The organism is Georgenia sp. EYE_87 (assembly GCF_023148685.1).
GTDB lineage: Bacteria > Actinomycetota > Actinomycetes > Actinomycetales > Actinomycetaceae > Georgenia.
Window position 1 is genome coordinate 697,070 of record NZ_JAHXNL010000001.1, and the last position, 15,582, is coordinate 712,651.

The 15,582-nt window shown below is 73.0% G+C and carries 17 protein-coding genes; 5 read left to right on the plus strand and 12 right to left on the minus strand.

The window, feature by feature from the left end:
- Positions 1-141: 141 nt before the first annotated feature.
- Positions 142-1,164: a non-homologous end-joining DNA ligase gene (gene ligD / locus KZX45_RS03080; RefSeq protein WP_248256210.1), complete on the plus strand. Its 1,023-nt coding sequence runs from the start codon at positions 142-144 to the stop codon at positions 1,162-1,164.
- Positions 1,165-1,220: 56 nt separating this feature from the next.
- Here ligD and KZX45_RS03085 read toward each other — a convergent pair whose 3' ends face one another.
- From KZX45_RS03085 to KZX45_RS03095, 3 genes are read right to left on the minus strand one after another with little or no spacing between them, the layout of a single operon-like run.
- A complete protein-coding gene (locus KZX45_RS03085; RefSeq protein ID WP_248256211.1) occupies positions 1,221-2,291 on the minus strand; it encodes an ATP-dependent DNA ligase in 1,071 nt (356 codons plus the stop codon).
- 50 nt (positions 2,292-2,341) lie between these two features.
- The gene (locus KZX45_RS03090) at positions 2,342-2,494 is read right to left on the minus strand and encodes a methionine/alanine import family NSS transporter small subunit (RefSeq protein WP_248256212.1); all 153 of its coding nucleotides are present in this window, start codon (positions 2,492-2,494) and stop codon (positions 2,342-2,344) included.
- Complete coding sequence (locus KZX45_RS03095; RefSeq protein ID WP_248256213.1) at positions 2,491-4,077, minus strand: sodium-dependent transporter; 1,587 nt, start codon at positions 4,075-4,077, stop codon at positions 2,491-2,493. Before KZX45_RS03095 ends, KZX45_RS03090 begins: the two co-directional genes overlap by 4 nt.
- A 209-nt stretch (positions 4,078-4,286) precedes the next feature.
- Between KZX45_RS03095 and KZX45_RS03100 the strand changes: the two genes are divergently transcribed.
- On the plus strand, positions 4,287-5,492 hold the full coding sequence (locus tag KZX45_RS03100) for a cobalamin-independent methionine synthase II family protein (RefSeq protein WP_248256214.1): 1,206 nt from the start codon (positions 4,287-4,289) through the stop codon (positions 5,490-5,492).
- A gap of 181 nt (positions 5,493-5,673) precedes the next feature.
- On the opposite strand, the gene KZX45_RS03105 is transcribed toward KZX45_RS03100, so the two are convergent.
- Positions 5,674-6,435 (minus strand): glycoside hydrolase family 16 protein, encoded by a 762-nt coding sequence (locus KZX45_RS03105; protein ID WP_248256215.1) that lies wholly within the window; start codon positions 6,433-6,435, stop codon positions 5,674-5,676.
- A 131-nt stretch (positions 6,436-6,566) separates the two neighbouring features.
- Here KZX45_RS03105 and deoD point away from each other — a divergent pair, with 131 nt between their 5' ends.
- The 3 genes from deoD to KZX45_RS03120 all read left to right on the plus strand — a co-directional run bounded on the left by deoD (position 6,567) and on the right by KZX45_RS03120 (position 8,920).
- Positions 6,567-7,274 carry a purine-nucleoside phosphorylase gene (gene deoD, locus KZX45_RS03110; RefSeq protein WP_248256216.1) on the plus strand — a complete coding sequence of 236 codons (708 nt, stop codon included), beginning with the start codon at positions 6,567-6,569 and terminating at the stop codon, positions 7,272-7,274.
- Positions 7,275-7,404: 130 nt separating this feature from the next.
- Complete coding sequence (locus KZX45_RS03115; RefSeq protein ID WP_248256217.1) at positions 7,405-8,109, plus strand: hypothetical protein; 705 nt, start codon at positions 7,405-7,407, stop codon at positions 8,107-8,109.
- A gap of 133 nt (positions 8,110-8,242) precedes the next feature.
- Positions 8,243-8,920 carry a TetR/AcrR family transcriptional regulator gene (locus tag KZX45_RS03120; protein WP_248256218.1) on the plus strand — a complete coding sequence of 226 codons (678 nt, stop codon included), beginning with the start codon at positions 8,243-8,245 and terminating at the stop codon, positions 8,918-8,920.
- 91 nt (positions 8,921-9,011) lie between these two features.
- On the opposite strand, the gene KZX45_RS03125 is transcribed toward KZX45_RS03120, so the two are convergent.
- From KZX45_RS03125 to KZX45_RS03160, 8 genes are all read right to left on the minus strand, one after another.
- A complete protein-coding gene (locus KZX45_RS03125) occupies positions 9,012-9,875 on the minus strand; it encodes an AlkA N-terminal domain-containing protein (RefSeq protein WP_248256219.1) in 864 nt (287 codons plus the stop codon).
- On the minus strand, positions 9,872-10,573 hold the full coding sequence (locus KZX45_RS03130) for a DNA-3-methyladenine glycosylase I (RefSeq protein WP_248256220.1): 702 nt from the start codon (positions 10,571-10,573) through the stop codon (positions 9,872-9,874). The genes KZX45_RS03125 and KZX45_RS03130 overlap by 4 nt, the downstream gene beginning before the upstream one ends.
- A gap of 20 nt (positions 10,574-10,593) precedes the next feature.
- The gene (locus KZX45_RS03135; RefSeq protein WP_248256221.1) at positions 10,594-11,220 is read right to left on the minus strand and encodes a methylated-DNA--[protein]-cysteine S-methyltransferase; all 627 of its coding nucleotides are present in this window, start codon (positions 11,218-11,220) and stop codon (positions 10,594-10,596) included.
- Entirely contained in the window at positions 11,217-11,708 is a 492-nt protein-coding gene (locus KZX45_RS03140) for a sigma-70 family RNA polymerase sigma factor (protein WP_248256318.1), read from the minus strand. Before KZX45_RS03140 ends, KZX45_RS03135 begins: the two co-directional genes overlap by 4 nt.
- 121 nt (positions 11,709-11,829) lie before the next feature.
- The gene (locus KZX45_RS03145; protein WP_248256222.1) at positions 11,830-12,417 is read right to left on the minus strand and encodes a MarR family winged helix-turn-helix transcriptional regulator; all 588 of its coding nucleotides are present in this window, start codon (positions 12,415-12,417) and stop codon (positions 11,830-11,832) included.
- Positions 12,418-12,458: 41 nt separating this feature from the next.
- The gene (locus tag KZX45_RS03150) at positions 12,459-13,103 is read right to left on the minus strand and encodes a vitamin K epoxide reductase family protein (RefSeq protein ID WP_248256223.1); all 645 of its coding nucleotides are present in this window, start codon (positions 13,101-13,103) and stop codon (positions 12,459-12,461) included.
- Between the two features lie 174 nt (positions 13,104-13,277).
- Positions 13,278-14,288 (minus strand): cyclic nucleotide-binding domain-containing protein, encoded by a 1,011-nt coding sequence (locus tag KZX45_RS03155; protein ID WP_248256224.1) that lies wholly within the window; start codon positions 14,286-14,288, stop codon positions 13,278-13,280.
- Positions 14,289-14,424: 136 nt separating this feature from the next.
- A complete protein-coding gene (locus KZX45_RS03160) occupies positions 14,425-15,423 on the minus strand; it encodes an adenosine deaminase (protein WP_248256225.1) in 999 nt (332 codons plus the stop codon).
- Positions 15,424-15,582 lie beyond the last annotated feature (159 nt).

Here is a 15,582-nt window from a genome sequence, read left to right on the forward strand (position 1 = left end):
GCGATCACGGGAACCTGCCCGGGCCCACCGGCGCACGGGCTGGCACCCGGTCGTCGGCCCGGCTCATCATGCCAGCCCGCCGACGTCGCGGCCTCCCGTCAATGCTGGGGGGAGTCGGTGCGCCGGCACTACCCTCGGGCCATGGCGTCCAGCGCGAGGGTGATGGAGGTTCCCGGGCCCGACGGTCCGCGGCAGGTGCGGGTCTCCAGCCCGGACCGGGTCATGTGGCCGGACGACGGCGTCACCAAGTGGGAGCTCGCGCAGTACGTGGTGTCGGTCGGCGAGGGGCTGCTGCGTGCGGTGGCGGACCGTCCCGTCACCCTCCAGCGCTTCCCCGAGGGCGTCCAGGGCGAGGAGTTCTTCTCGAAGAACCCCCCGCGCGGCGTGCCGGAGTGGGCGCGCACCGTCATGTGCACGTACCCGTCGGGGCGCTCGCACCCCCAGCTCGTGATCGACGAGCTCGCCACGGCCGTGTGGGCCGTGCAGATGAACACCGTGACCTTCCACCCCTGGCCGGTGCGTGCCGCGGACAACGACAACCCCGACGAGCTGCGCATCGACCTCGACCCCCAGCCCGGGCGCGGCTTCCCCGACGCCGTCGAGGCGGCGTTCGGCCTCAAGGAGCTGATGGAGGAGCTCGGGCTGACCCCGTGGGTGAAGACCTCCGGCAACCGGGGCGTGCACGTCTACGCGCGGGTCGAGCCCACCCACGAGTTCCTCGACGTGCGCCACGCCGTCATCGGCATCGCGCGCGAGCTCGAGCGGCGGATCCCCGACCTGGTGACGACGGCGTGGTGGAAGGAGGAGCGCGGGGAGAAGGTGTTCGTCGACTTCAACCAGGCGAACCGCGACCGGACCATCGCCTCCGCCTACAGCCCCCGGCCGCTGCCCGGCGCCCCCGTCTCGATGCCGGTGGCGTGGGAGAGCCTGCGGGACGTCTCGCCGCGGGAGTTCACGGTGCGCACCGCGCCGGGGATCGTCGCGGCCGACGGCGACGCCTGGGCGGGCATGGAACGGGCCGTCGGCAAGGTCGCGCCGGCGCTCGAGCTGTGGGAGCGCGACGTCGCCGCCGGCCTCGGCGAGCTGCCGTTCCCGCCCGAGTACCCCAAGATGCCGGGCGAGCCGCCGCGGGTGCAGCCGAGCCGCAAGCGCATGGAGGGATAGCCGCCGGGCTCGTGACATCTCACCGCCCATGACGCCTCACCAAAGGGCGGGTGGTGTCAGCGCTGGAGGACGTCGTCGAGGTCGTAGGCCAGCGGCCGTTCGATCTGCTCGAGGGTGCACGAGCGCGGGTCCCGGTCGGGCCGCCAGCGCAGGAACTGCGCCGAGTGCCGGAAACGCGCCCCCTCGAGCTGGTCGAACTTCACCTCGACCACCCGCTCCGGGCGCAGCCGCACGAAGCTGACGTCCTTGTTCGCGCTGAACCGGGAGCGGTCGGTCTCGCCGCGCACGGCCTCGCCGCTCTCGTCGCGCACCACCAGCTCGTCGAGCTCGCTCACGAGCTCCTTGCGGCGCTTGTCGGTGAACGCCGAGATCCCGCCGACGTTGAACAGGTTCCCGGCGTCGTCGTACATGCCGAGGAGCAGGGACCCGACGCCGGAGCCGGACTTGTGGACCCGGTAGCCGACGAGCACGGCCTCGGCGGTGCGGGAGTGCTTGACCTTGAGCATCGTCCGCTTCCCCGGCTCGTAGCGGGCGCCCAGCGGCTTGGCGACGACGCCGTCGAGCCCGGCGCCCTCGAACGTGGTGAACCAGTCCTGGGCCACCGTCCGGTCGCGGGTGACGCGCGTCAGGTGCACCGGTGCGCCCGTCGCCAGCGACGACATCGCGTCCTCGAGCCGCTCCCGGCGGCGGCCGAACGGCTCGCCCATGAGGTCGTCGTCGCCCAGGCAGAGCACGTCGAACGCCACGAGCTCCGCGGGCGTCTCCGCCGCGAGCCTGCGCACCCGGGACTCCGCCGGGTGGATCCGCTGGGACAGCGACTCCCAGTCCAGCCGCTGGCTCCCCGGGTCGCCGCGGCGCACCACGATCTCGCCGTCGACGGCGCAGCGTTCCGGCAGGTGCTCGAGCGCGGCCTCGACCATCTCGGGGAAGTACCTCGTCAGCGGCTTGCTGCCGCGGCTGGCGAGCTCGACGTCGTCGCCGTCGCGCAGCACGATGCAGCGGAACCCGTCCCACTTCGGCTCGTAGGAGTAGCCGCCCTGCACGGCGTCCTGGGCCGGGACGGCGGTGACGGCCTTGGCGAGCATCGGGGCGACGGGCAGCACGATCGGGAGGTCCACGGAGGTCATCGTGGCCCGGAACGTGCCCGGCCGCTACCGGCCGGGCGAGCCCGCCTCCGCTAGAGGTGGTGGCGCGTCTCGGGGTCGTCGAACACGTCGTCGGGGCGCTGGTCCTCGAGCGGGTGCCGTGCCAGGAAGAAGACGGCGAGCAGGAGGCCGCCCCACACGACGAGCATGGCGACGATCATCATCAGGGTCGCGGTGGTGGTCATCGCTGTGCCTCCGGCGTGGTGGGGCCGCCCAGCCGCGCGGAGTCCCGCGCGAAACCGGGGATCGGATCAGGGACGAAGTCGTCGACGGGTCGACGCCAGCGGATGAGCGAGTACACGACGGCGGCGAGGACCATCGCACCGACCACGCCCCAGCCGACGAGGTTGACGAAGGTCCACGGGTAGCCGCCGTAGGGCTCCGAGAACAGCTCCGCGACGGACGTGACGAGCATGTACGCGAGGGCGATCGGGACGACGACCCCCACCAGGATGCGCCACCACGCGCCCACCCGTGCGGTCGAGACGGCGTTGAGGTGGGCCTGCAGCTCGGGGAGCTTGCGCAGCCCGACCCCGGCGATGAGGCACATGAGAATCGCGGAGGTCACGACGCCCACCTCGTTCGTGTACTTGTCCACCGTGTCGAGCATCGCGAGGGAGGAGGTGGTCGAGAACAGGGCGAGCGAGATGATCATGCACAGGCCGCCGATGAGGACCGAGACCTGGACCCGGCTGAGTCCGAACTTCTCCTGGAAGGCGGCGGAGACCACCTGCATGATCGACAGCAGCGAGGTGAACCCGGCGAGGGTGAGGGAGCCGAAGAAGAGCACGCCGAAGATCGGTCCGCCGGGCATCATCGTGATGATCTGCGGGAACGTGATGAAGGACAGCACCACGCCGGTGATCCCCTCGAGCTCGCTGACCGCGATGCCCTGCTGGAAGGCCATGTAGCCGAGCGTGGAGAACACCCCGATGCCCGCGAGCAGCTCGAACGAGGAGTTGGCGAACGCGGCGACGTAGGAGACGGGCACCAGGTTCGAGCGCCGCCGCAGGTAGCTCGAGTAGGTGAGCATGATGCCGAACGCGATGGACAGCGAGAAGAAGATCTGGCTGTAGGCCGCGATCCACACGCCCGGGTCGGCCAGGGCCTCCCAGTTGGGGGTGAAGAACGCGTTGAGCCCGTCCATGGCGCCGTCGAGGAAGAGCGCGCGCACCACGAGGACGAGGAACAGGACCGCGAGCAGCGGGATGAAGATCTTGTTGGCGCGTTCGATGCCCTTCGCGACACCGAGGGCGAGGATGGCCAGCGTGACGACCCACAGCGCGAGCATCGGCCAGAAGATGCCGCCGACGACGTCCGCCGTCACGGTGGCGCCGGCGTCCTGCAGGAAGTCGCCGATGAAGAAGGCTGCCGGGTCGTCCCCCCAGGCGAGGTTGAGCGAGAAGAACGTGTACCGGATCGCCCACACGATGATCACCGTGTAGTACGTGGCGATGACGAACGAGATGGCCACCTGGAACCAGCCCAGCGGCTCGAACTTCTTCCCGAGCCGGCGGAACACGGTCGGGGCGGAGCCGCGGTACCGGTGACCGAAGGAGTAGTCGAGGAGCAGGATCGGCACACCCGCGGTCAGCAGCGCCACGAGGTACGGGATGAGGAACGCGCCACCCCCGTTGTCGTAGGCGACGCCGGGGAAGCGCCAGATGTTGCCGAGCCCGACGGCGGAGCCGATCGCGGCCAGCAGGAAGCCGAGCTGACCGGACCACTGCTCCCGTCCGACGTGAGGTGCTGCCGCTTGCTTCGCCATGGTGCTCCCTTACCTCGAGGGTGGCCCGGAACTCGCCATCGGTCGCGCGACGGTACCGGTCGGGTCCGTCAGTGGCCCTCAGTATCCACAGAACGGGCATAACTGTCACCGATATCCCGTTCCCGCGAGTCCGGGACGGGCGGCGCGGCGCTCCCGGCACCATGGCGACCTGGCCGACCGGCAGCCCGACCCCAGAGACGCGAGGAACAATGCTCAGCAGCACCGACCACATCCGGACCACCCACGCCGGGTCCCTGCCCCGCACCCCGGAGCTCATCGCCGCCAACGCGGCCCGCGAGGCCGGCGGAGAGGCCGAGGGCTTCGCGCAGCTGCTGCGCACCGCGGTCACCGACCTCGTCCGGCGCCAGCTCGACCTCGGCATCACGGTGGTCGGCGACGGCGAGTTCGGGAAGTCGATGAGCTCGGCGGTGGACTACGGAGCCTGGTGGTCCTACTCCTTCCAGCGCACCGGCGGTCTGGAGATCGACGGTGACGCCGCCTGGGCGACCGAGCAGGTGCTCTCCTCCCCCGGGGACGTCCGACTGACCGGGTTCCTCCACCGCCGCGACCGGCAGCGCTTCGCCGAGGCCTACGCCGACCCCGACTCGGGCATCTTCACCGGCGGGCCGAAGCCGTTCCCCAGCGTCACCGGACCGCTGACCTACACCGGTCAGGACGCGATCGCGCAGGACACCGCCAACCTGCGGGCCGCGCTGGACGCCACCGGCGCGCAGGAGGGGTTCATCACCGCCCTGTCCCCCGGCAGCGCCTCCCGCATCACGAACAAGTACTACGGGTCGGACGAGGAGCTGCTCTTCGCCTGGGCCGACGTGCTGCGCGAGGAGTACGGGGCCGTGATCGACGCCGGTCTCGTGCTCCAGATCGACGACCCGTCGATCGCGGAGAACTTCGACCAGATCGAGCCCGAGCCCACGGTGGAGGACTACGTCGCGTTCACCCGGCTGCGGGTCGAGGCCCTCAACCACGCGCTGCGCGGCCTGCCGCAGGACCGCATCCGGTTCCACCTGTGCTGGGGGTCCTGGCACGGCCCGCACACGACCGACCTGCCGATGAAGGACATCGTGCGCACCATGCTGACGATCGACGCCGGCGCCTACTCCTTCGAGGCGGGCAACGTGCGCCACGAGCACGAGTACAAGGTCTGGGACGACGTCGCGCTCCCCGAGGGCAAGCTCATCCTGCCCGGCGTCGTCTCCCATGCCACCAACGTGGTGGAGCACCCCGAGCTGGTCGCCGACCGCATCGAGCGGTTCGCCCTGCGCGTCGGCCGCGAGAACGTGGTCGCCTCGACCGACTGCGGGCTGGGCGGGCGGATCCACCCCCAGATCGCCGTCGCCAAGCTCGAGACGCTCGCGCAGGGAGCCGAGCTCGCGACGCGGCGCCTCTGGCACTGAGGCCCGGACGGGTGATGCGGCACGCCGGTGCGGACCGTCGCTGGCCGGGTGCGGGCCGGGTGCGCCGCACGTGTCGGGCGCGCCGCACGTGTCAGGCGCGCCGCACGTGTCAGGCGCGCCGCACGTGTCAGGCGCGCCGCACGTGTCAGACGCGCCGCACGTGTCAGGCGCGCCGCACGTGTCAGGGCCGGCGCGCCCGCACGTGGTCGACGACGAGGGCCGGCACCACCCCGTTCGGCGGGCCCGCCCCGGGGAAGTCGAACACCGCGAGCATCATCTGCACCGGGTAGTCCGGCGGGTCGAGGCACGAGCGCACGAGCGTGCCGTCCACGAGGAAGTCCGCTCGGCCGGGCCGCCAGTCGACGGCGTAGGTGTGGAAGCCGGCGACGTCGATCGGCAGGCGCACCGCCTCGAAGTCCTCGCTCACGGCCGGGTCCCGGAACGGGTGCAGTCCCATGCCCACGGCGGCCGACTCTCCGGGCAGCACGGTGGAGCCGAAGATCTCCGCGACGCAGATCTCCGCCGACCGCTCGGGCCGGTCCTCGAGGCCGACGAGCCAGCACGCCACCATGGACAGCGGGGTCAGCACCGCGCGGGCACGCACCTCGATGTGCCCGTGGTGCGGCGTCCAGCCCCAGAACGGCTCCTGCTCCTCGCGGACGGTCAGGCCCGCCCGGTACGGCTGCTGCCCCACCGTGCTCCCGAGCGGCCCGGAGTAGTTGCCGGACTGCAGCCCGGAGACCCGGAGGGGCGGGTGGTCTCCCGCGCACCACAGTCGCTGGCCCGGCGGGATCGTCAGGTGCAGGCAGGACTCGGCGATGTCGTAGGTCGCCGCGCTCTCCTCGCGCGAGCTCCACGCGGGGAGGTAGTGCGGCAGCCACACCGTGCGGTCCAGGCGCGAACCGTCGAAGTCGTCCTCGAAGTCGGGCCGGTCGTCGGGCACGGGACCAGGATGCCCGCCCGCGCCGGCTCGTGCGTGCGGGACGGGACGGGCCCGCGTGCTTGCGCCGGTCCGCGCCCGGCCCGGCCGGCCGTGGGAGCATGGGCGACGCCACCCGGACCCGAGGAGAACGCATGCCCACCCCGCACATCACCGCCGAGAAGGGCGACCTCGCCCCCGCCGTCCTCATGCCGGGAGACCCCCGCAGGGCGGAGCGGATCGCCGCCCAGCTCATGCCGGACGCGCGGAAGGTCTCCGACGTGCGCGGGATCGGCGCCTACACGGGCACGGTGAACGGCACGCCGCTGTCCGTCATGGCGTCCGGCATGGGGATGCCGTCGCTGGGCATCTACGCCAACGAGCTGTACCGCGAGTACGACGTGCAGCGCATCATCCGGGTCGGCACCGCCGGCGGGCTCTCGCCCAAGGTGAAGGTCGGCGACGTCGTCATCGCCCTCGGCGCCCACACCGACTCCGCCATGAACACCACCCGCATCCCCGGGATCCACTTCTCCGCCGTCGCCTCCTACCCGCTCGTGGCCGCCGCGGTCGCCGCCGCGGGGGGCGCCGACGACGTCCACGTGGCCCCGGTGGTCTCCCGGGACCACTTCTACGGCAACCCCGCCGAGCAGATCCGTGCGCTGGCCGACTACGGCACGCTCGGGGTGGAGATGGAGGCGGCGGGCCTGTACGGCGTCGCCGCGGAGCACGGACGGGAGGCGCTGGCGGTCCTGACGATCTCGGACCACCTGCTCGACGGCTCTCGCGACATGACCGCCGAGGAGCGCGAGAACAACTTCCAGCGCGCCCTCACGCTGGCGGTGGCCGCCGCGCACTGCTGAGTCTCGCCACGGCACATCACCCTCCCGCTCGTCAAGCCGCCGCGCCGTCACCACCCGCGTAACCCGTTGCGCGCCCGGGTGGGGTGGCGCATGCTTGTGTGACGATCACTCCAGAGTGGGAGCAGAGGTCATGGACACCGATCACGACATCCTGCCGATGCTCGGGCGGGGCAAGCACCGTAACCCGCGCAAGGGAGCCTGCTTCATGGAGCTGGCCTCCTACCTTGCGGGCGAGCGGTGGAGCGACCGTCCCGCATGCACGCACCGCCTGCTGGCGCATCTGGCACGCCTGGTCAACGACTGCACGTCCGACGCCGCGCGGCCCCTCCTGGCCCCGCTCATCCCTTCGGTCATCGGGCTCACGAGCACGGACCCGCGCTGGGACCACGAGATCGCGCTGCTCACCGCGACCACCGCGCTGCCGGTCGTCGCCGAGGAGACCCAGCGGTCCCTCGCCGTCGGCGCACTGAGCGTGGACCGCATGCTGGCCGCCACGGACGGCCGCGACCCGGACACCCTGCGCACCTCCACGGAGTGGGCGCTGGCCGACGCCCCGCTGGCGGCCGAGTGGGCCCGCCGGTTCATCCGACAGGGCGTGGTAGGCCCGGTGCGGTTCCACCCCGGGCCGGTGATCCTGGACTTCGCGGTCCCGGGCATCGCCACGGCGTGCATCCCCGACGCCGACGAGCGCCTGCGCCGACTGCTGACCGAGGCCATCGCCATCTGCCGCGAGCTCTCCGGCAGGGGGACGCGGTGGGACACCGTCGCCGACGCGCCGGAGCGGCTCGCCCCGGAGCAGTGGCGCGGCATCGTGGCGCCCGCCAAGGTCGGCTGACCGCCTCCGCTCGCCGTCTCACCCTCCGCCAGCGGGGACGGTCCGGTTTTCACCCCGACGTCGTCCTCGAACGTTCTTTTGTGCCCATCCGTCGCGGGTAATGTCCCAGTCCTGACGGAGGGAGGCGAGCAAAATGACAGAGCAGTCAGCGCCCGTCGAGTCGCACGCAACGGCGCACGCCGAGAACCACACGCCGACCCCTGTGCGCCGCGGTCCCGGGCGTCCTCGGCACGCGGACACCGAGGAGCGCGCCTATCGCGCCGTGCTCGAGCTGTTCGGCCACCGCGGCTGGGCGGGTCTGAGCCTCGACGGCGTCGCTACCCACGCCGGGATCGGGAAGTCCTCCATCTACCTGCGGTGGAAGGACAAGCGCGATCTCCTGCTCGACGCCCTGCGCGACCTGGAGAACAGGTACGTCAACCCCGAGGAGACCGAGGGGATGTCGCTGCGCGACTACCTGGTCGCCCACGCCAAGGCCCGGGCGAACCTCTACCTCGGTGAGCACGGTCCCGCGATCTCGCACCTGTACTCCGCGGCGCTCGCCAACCCGGAGGAGTTCCAGGAGATCCGCCAGGAACGGATCAGCAAGGGTGTGCTCTCGCTGGAGGACCGGGTCGACCGCGCCGTCCGCGAGGGCGAGCTGCCGAAGGACACGCCGACGCGCCAGTTCCTCGACGCGATCGAGGGCGCGATCCTCATCCACGTGCTGATCAGCTCTCCCGACACGCTCGAGGACCTGCGGTCGAAGACGGACGACTACGTCACCACGCTCGTCGACATGCAGCTGCGCGGCGTGGGGGCCGCCGTCTGACGCGGACGGCCGACTCCCGGAAGGGGGCGGCCCACCTGCCGGCCCCCTGCCCGCTCATCAGGCGGCGGCCTGTCTGCAGCCCTCCACCCCCTCAGGAGGCGGCGGCCTGCAGGTAGGCCGCCGCCGTCCACAGGTGCGTGACCGCGTAGGCGCGCACCGGGCGCCAGGCCTCCGCGGCGACGGTGACCTCGCGCGCCGTCATGCCGAGGGCACGCCGCAGCACCAGGTCCCCGGCCGGCAGCGCGTCGCGGTCTCCCAGCACGCGCAGGGCGAGGTACTCGGCGGTCCACGGTCCGATCCCCGGGACCTCGAGGAGCCGACGGCGCACCTCGCCGTCGTCGCCGCCCGGGGCGATGACGAGGCCTGCCGCGCACTCCGTCGCCAACGAGTGGAGGGTGCGCGACCGTGCGCCGGTGATCCCCACCTCCCGGCGGATGCGCTCGGGGCCGACGGCGGCCAGCGCCTCCGGCGACGGGAACGCCGCGAGCGGACCGCCGAGGGGGCTGCCGAACGCGGCGACCAGCCGGCCGGCGAAGGTCCGCGCGGCCGCCAGCGAGACCTGCTGGCCGAGCACGGTCGTGACGGCGGCCTCGAACCCGTCGACGTGGCCGAGGACGCGCAGGCCCGGGCGGGTGTCGATCAGCGGAGCCAGCCGGCGGTCGGAGCCCAGGTGGCCCGCCACGTCCGCGGGGTCCGCGTCGAGGTCGAGCCAGCGCCTCACGAGCGCGACGACGTCCTCCTGGTCCGCCGGGTCGGCAAGGTCCAGGTCCGCCTCCGCACCGCCGGGCCCCAACGTGGCCGTCACCACGGCAGGACCGTGAGGCGCGGGCACGGTTCGCGTGACCGTCGCGGAACCGACGTCGACCACCTCCGCACCCGGCACGGCGTGCGCCGCGAGCGACGCGATGGCCGGGCCGACGGCGTACGGCGCCGCCAGGGGAAGGGAGACCCTCACGCCCGCGTGCCGTCGGGCTTCCACAGCCCCGAGACACCGCGGCGGTGGGACCCGACAAGGTGTGTGTCGACGATGCCGATCGCCTCCATCAGGGCCTGCATCGTGGTGGGACCGACGAAGGCGAAACCCCGGCGGCGGAGCTCCTTCGACAGGGCCACGGACTCGGGGCTCCGGCTCGGCACCTCGTCCATGGTGCACGGCAGGGGTGTGGTCTCCGGCCGGAAGGACCACACCAGCGCCTCGAGACCGCCGTCGGCGCGCAGCTCGAGGGTGGCGCGGGCGTTGGTGCGGGTCGCGAGGATCTTCGCGCGGTTGCGGATGATGCGCGGCTCGCCCAGGAGTCGCTCCACGTCGGCGTCCGTCAGGGCGGCGACCGCGTCGGGGTCGAAGTCGTGGAAGAGCTCGCGGAACGCGGGACGCTTGCGCAGTACGGTCGCCCACGACAGCCCCGCCTGGAAGGCCTCCAGGCTCAGCCGCTCGAACACCGCCCGCTCGCCGGCGACCGGCACGCCCCACTCGGTGTCGTAGTACTCGCGCATCAACGGGTCGGTCGCCGCCCAGGCCGGCCGCGAGAGGCCGTCGGGGCCGACGACGACGCCGGACGCGGCGCCAGGGCCCGCTACCGTCGGATCCGCCGTGCCCGCGTTCGCCGTGCCCGCGTCCGGCGTGCCCGCCGTGGCCGCGTCCGGCGTGGCCACGTCTGCCGCCTGCCGGGCCTTCACGCCGCACGCTCCAGCTCGAGCAGCGTGCGCTTGGCGTCGAGGCCGCCGAGGTAGCCGCCGAGCGTTCCGTCGGCGCGCAGGACCCGGTGGCACGGCACCACGAGCGGGACGGGGTTGGTCGCGCAGGCGGATGCCGCGGCGCGTACCGCCCGCGGTCGCCCGGACGCGGCCGCGAGCTCGGTGTACGTGACGGTCCGGCCGTAGCCCACGTCGGCGAGGTGGTCCAGGACCTCCCGCCGGAACCCGGCGGTCAGCCGAAGGTCGAGCGGGACGTCGAAGGAGCGCCGGCGCCCGGCGAAGTACTCGTCGAGCTCGTGGGCGACGACGTCGAGCCGGCCCGGCGCGTGCAGGATCCGCGGGCTGACCGTGCGCGCAAGGCGGTCGAGGACGGCGTCGTGGCCCTCGACGTCGAACGCGATCCGCAGGAGCCCGGCCGGGGTGGCGGCGAGCAGGAGCTCGCCCACCGGGCTGTCGAGCGTGCGCACGGCGACGTCGAGGAGGTCCTGCTCCGCCGCCCGGGCCACGAGCCGGGCGTGCAACCGTGCGACGTTCTCCGGGAGGACGTCGTGCAGGCCCGTGAGCACGTCGGCCCCGGGCTCGGTCGTGGGTTCGGTGGTGGTCATCGTCGAGCCTCCAAGGTCTTGCGCAGGTGCTTGATCCCGTCGGCGGCAGCCCGCCGCGCCGCGGGCTCGGTGCCGCCGACCACGGCGGCGACCTCCGCGTAGGGCATTCCCGCCAGGTGGTGGAAGGCGATCGCCTCACGCTGGCGCTCCGTCAACGCCCGCATGGCCTCCCAGAGGTCGTCGTGCGGCTCCGGTCCGGGGACGCTCCCCGCCGTGGCCGCGACGCTCGCCGCCGTTGCCGGGACGTCCGCGACCGGGACGGCGAGGCGCGTCCGGGCCCGGTGGAGGTCGACCGCCTTGCGGCGCGCGATCGTCACGAGCCACGCCTCCACGTTGGCATCCGCGTCGAGGCGCGGGTAGGCCCGCAGCGCGGCGAGGAACGTCTCGGACCAGACGTCGTCGGCGTCCACCGGTCCGGCCAGGGCGCGGCACACCCTCAGCACGGCTGCGCCGTGGTCGCGGACGACGTGCTCGAACGGCTTCACGATGGGTAGACGCTCCGGGTGGTCAGGATGTGAGGTGCTGACCCGAATGATCACACGCCCCCGAGCGCCGCCGGAGCCGTCCTCCACAGCGCCCGGGCAGGCCGGAGCCGTCCTCCACAGGCTCTCAGGAGGCGTCGGTGAGCACGGCCGGCGCCAGCTCGGGGCGCCGGGCGCTGACCTGGGCGGGGTCGAGAGCGTCGGCCATGCTGCGCACCGCGTCCCGCACCCGGTCCGCCCCGACCTCGTCCAGGCTGCCGACGACGGCGTCGAGGAGCCGGACCTGGAGCGCCTCCGCCTGCTCGAGCGTGACCCTCCCGGTCTCCGTCACGTGCACCAGGCGCGGGTGCCCGCCGCCCCGGGCGAGCGGGTGGTGGTGACGGTCGAGCAGCCCGCGGTCGCAAAGACCGTCCACCGTGGCCTCGGCCGCGGCGTCCGCCTGGCCGGTGCGGCGGGCGACGGCCCGCGGATGATCGGCTCCCTCGGCGACGGCGGCGAGGGCCTGCAGCTCGCCGAGGCGCAGGCCGGTGAGGCGTTCGATCGCCCGCGAGATCTGCTCCTGCGACCGCGTCATCGCGGTCATCCGCTCGACGAGGTCGAGCGTCTGCGCGAGGTCCGCACCGGGCTCGGCGCGCTGGACGGCGGCACGGGCTCGGCGGTCGGCGGCCGGGTCGACGTCGACGGAATGGCCAGGGTCGGGTGCTCCATCAGTCACGTCCGGTTAAACGACGGACCACGGCCCGGTGTTCCTCAGCTCTAGAAGATCGCCGCCTGGTACTTCAGCAGGATGGCGGCGGCGAGCAGGACGAACCAGACCACCTCGAGGGCGTAGTCGGCCCCCAGGCGCAGCCACGCGCACGCCCGGGCGTGCAGCGCCGGCGGCAGGCCGAAGGTGTTGTCCACGATGTTGACCCGCAGCAGCGAGGTGAACACGGTCGTGGTCGACACCGTCACCAGCAGGCACCAGGGGCACAGCGAGCCGATGACGAAGTAGGACTGGGCGAAGAGCCAGTAGGCGAACCCGAAGCCGATGAGGTAGACCACCTGGGCCGCGTTCATGAACCAGCGGGGGAAGCGCACGCCGCCGAGCGCGGCCACCGCGAGGGTGATCACGACGGGCTCGGCGATCAGGCCCAGGAAGGCGTTCGGGAAGCCGAGCACGCTGGCCTGCCAGGCTTGCGCCACCGTGCCGCAGGAGATCGCCGAGTTGATGTTGCAGGCGAGGGCCACGTCGGGGTTCGCCGCCAGGCGCACGGCGTCGATCGAGAGCACCAGCGAGGCGACGAGGCTGACGAGGGAGGACAGCAGCATCACGACGAACGCGTTGCGGCGGGATCTCTCGCTCCGCTCCCGGCTCTCGTCGAGCAGGTCGGGGGCGTAGCTCGTTGCCGGTGGTGTCATCGCGGGGTCCCGGGGGTCGAAGGGGCGTGGCCCACCGGGTGGGCCCGGCGGGGCGGACGGGGCCGGAGGGACGGCCCCGTCCGTCTTGTACGAATCGTCCACCGCTCGATGGTTTCCCCGCCGGGACGTTCGTCCCCGCGGTGCCGGCGCGTCCGGCGCCGTCGTCGCGCCGCCTCAGCCGTCCTCGCGCCGGTGGAGCTCGGCGACGGCGCGCAGCTTCTCGACGTCGAGCGCCTCCGCCCCCGCGACGGCGAGCCTCACTGGCGTGACGGCGGTCAGCGTCGAGGTGCGCAGGCCGCCCTCGAGGACCGCCCGCTCCCCCAGCACCGCCCCGGGGCCGACCTGGGCGACGTTCTGGCCGTCGACGGTGACGTCGAGCACGCCGTCGAGCACGAGGTAGATCTCCTCCCCCGGCTCCCCCTGGGTGGTGATGGTGGTCCCGGCCGGTGCGCGGCGGATCTCGGGGCGGGCACCGCCGCGCATGATCCCCTCGGAGAGCTGTCGCTCCAGAGCTGTCTCGGCCGCGACGACGAGGGCCTCGGAGTCCTGCTCGCCCCAGGGCGTGCGGGGGCCGAAGGAGTGCGCCATCCAGCCGTCCAGGTCGGTCAGGCCGCTCTTCAGCGCGAGCCTGCCGTCCGGCCCGTAGACCCAGTGCCGGGGGAAGACGCTCGCACCGGGCATGGCGATCTCGGTGCTGCCGTCGGCGTGCAGCGTCAGGGCGAGGGTCGTCCACACGATCGGGGCCTGCCAGAGCACGAACGGCGCGTGCAGGACCGGCCGGGGCAGCGGCACGCCCGTGCGCCCGCCCACGGTCTGCGTGAAGTGCACGCTGCCGTGCTCGACGACGGGCTCCTGCTGCAGCACCGGCAGCGAGTAGCCGCCGAAGGTCGCCCCGACGCTCGCCACCCGCACGGTGGTCGAGCCCATGACGATGCCGGAGTCGGGCCCGAAGCCCCACTCGAGCGGGGCGCCGAGCTCGTCGAACTCCGCCCAGGCGCTGAGGTGGTTGACGAACCGGAAGCGGTCGTCCGACCGCAGTCGGTGGACCTCCTCGAGGCCGGCAAGGGTGTCCACGGGTGGGTTGTCGTAGTGCGCCAGCCCGACGTCGAACCCGGCCTTGAGCCATCCGCTCACCGAGTCGGAGGGGATCCAGGACAACGACAGCATGCTCGACTCGACCCGCATCGGGACCTCCTGGTCAGCGTCAGTGCCAGCTCCGGTCATTCAACACGACGGGTCGGCGGGGGGCCAGGGTCTTCGGGCCCGGGCCCGTCCGGTGGGCGCCGGCGCGCCGGGAGGCCATGACGGCGACCGGCCCGGTTCAGTCGGGCGCGACGAGCGTGCGGTGCCAGGCGGAGACCTCGGCGTCGAGCTCCGCCCGGCGGGCGTCGTCGACGAACGCCGCCTCCACCCCGTTGCGGGCCAGCGTGTGCAGCTCGTCCGGCCCGAGGTGGAGCGTCTCGGCGACCTGGCGGAGGTTCTCGTCGACGTACCCGCCGAAGTAGGCGGGGTCGTCGGAGTTGACGGTGACCACCAGACCCGCCTCGAGCATCGCCCGCAGCGGGTGGTCGGCGAGGGTGTCGACGACCCGCAGCCGCACGTTGGAGAGCGGGCAGACCGTCAGCGGCACCCGGTCGCGGGCCAGGCGCGCCACCAGCGCCGGGTCCTCCATGGCCCGCACCCCGTGGTCCACCCGCTCGACGTGGAGGATGTCGAGCGCGTCCACGACGTTCTGCGGCGGCCCCTCCTCGCCGGCGTGGGCCACCACGTGCAGGCCGCTGGCCCGGGCCAGGTCGAAGGCCGGGGCGAACTCGGAGGCGTGGCTGGTCAGCTCCGTCGAGCACAGGCCCACACCGAGCAGCGGCACGTCGAGGGCGAGCAGCTCGCGCAGCGTGGCGAGCGCGTCCGCGCCGGGCAGGTGGCGCAGGAAGGTGACGATGAGCCCGCTGGTCAGCCCGTGCTCGCCGCTGCGGGCAAGGGCCGACGTCACGCCGTCGAGCACCTCGGCGGCCGGGACGCCGCGGCCGGTGTGCGCCTGGACGTCGAGGAACACCTCGGCGTGCCGGACCCCCGCGTCGCGGGCGCGGAGGAGGTACGCCGTCGTCAGGTCGTGGAAGTCCTCGGCGGTGCGCAGCACCGCCATGTTGGCGTAGTACAGGTCGAGGAAGCTCTGGAGATCGACGAAGGAGTACCGCGAACGCAGGTCGTCCAGGTCCGCGTACGGCAGCGCGACGCGGTTCCGCTCGGCGAGGGCCAGGATCATCTCCGGCTCCAGCGTCCCCTCGAGGTGGACGTGGAGCTCGACGGCAGGCATCTGCATCCGCACAGTATGGCGGCGGTCCACGCCGGACCGGTGGGATCCACGCCGGACCGGCGAGATCTGCGCCCGGCGCGGCCGGGGACACCGAGCGGGCCCCGGCCGCCGGAGCCGGGCGGCTCCGGACAGAGCGCCCACCGACCGGACGGTTCTCGACCGGAA

Excerpts from the sequence above, each read along its gene's own strand:
- ligD (WP_248256210.1), top strand. The coding sequence starts at position 142 with ATGGCGTCCAGCGCGAGGGTGATGGAGGTTCCCGGGCCCGACGGTCCG.
- KZX45_RS03085 (WP_248256211.1), bottom strand. The coding sequence starts at position 2,291 with ATGACCTCCGTGGACCTCCCGATCGTGCTGCCCGTCGCCCCGATGCTC.
- KZX45_RS03090 (WP_248256212.1), bottom strand. The coding sequence starts at position 2,494 with ATGACCACCACCGCGACCCTGATGATGATCGTCGCCATGCTCGTCGTG.
- KZX45_RS03095 (WP_248256213.1), bottom strand. The coding sequence starts at position 4,077 with ATGGCGAAGCAAGCGGCAGCACCTCACGTCGGACGGGAGCAGTGGTCC.
- KZX45_RS03100 (WP_248256214.1), top strand. The coding sequence starts at position 4,287 with ATGCTCAGCAGCACCGACCACATCCGGACCACCCACGCCGGGTCCCTG.
- deoD (WP_248256216.1), top strand. The coding sequence starts at position 6,567 with ATGCCCACCCCGCACATCACCGCCGAGAAGGGCGACCTCGCCCCCGCC.
- KZX45_RS03115 (WP_248256217.1), top strand. The coding sequence starts at position 7,405 with ATGGACACCGATCACGACATCCTGCCGATGCTCGGGCGGGGCAAGCAC.
- KZX45_RS03120 (WP_248256218.1), top strand. The coding sequence starts at position 8,243 with ATGACAGAGCAGTCAGCGCCCGTCGAGTCGCACGCAACGGCGCACGCC.
- KZX45_RS03135 (WP_248256221.1), bottom strand. The coding sequence starts at position 11,220 with ATGACCACCACCGAACCCACGACCGAGCCCGGGGCCGACGTGCTCACG.
- KZX45_RS03150 (WP_248256223.1), bottom strand. The coding sequence starts at position 13,103 with ATGACACCACCGGCAACGAGCTACGCCCCCGACCTGCTCGACGAGAGC.
- KZX45_RS03155 (WP_248256224.1), bottom strand. The coding sequence starts at position 14,288 with ATGCGGGTCGAGTCGAGCATGCTGTCGTTGTCCTGGATCCCCTCCGAC.
- KZX45_RS03160 (WP_248256225.1), bottom strand. The coding sequence starts at position 15,423 with ATGCAGATGCCTGCCGTCGAGCTCCACGTCCACCTCGAGGGGACGCTG.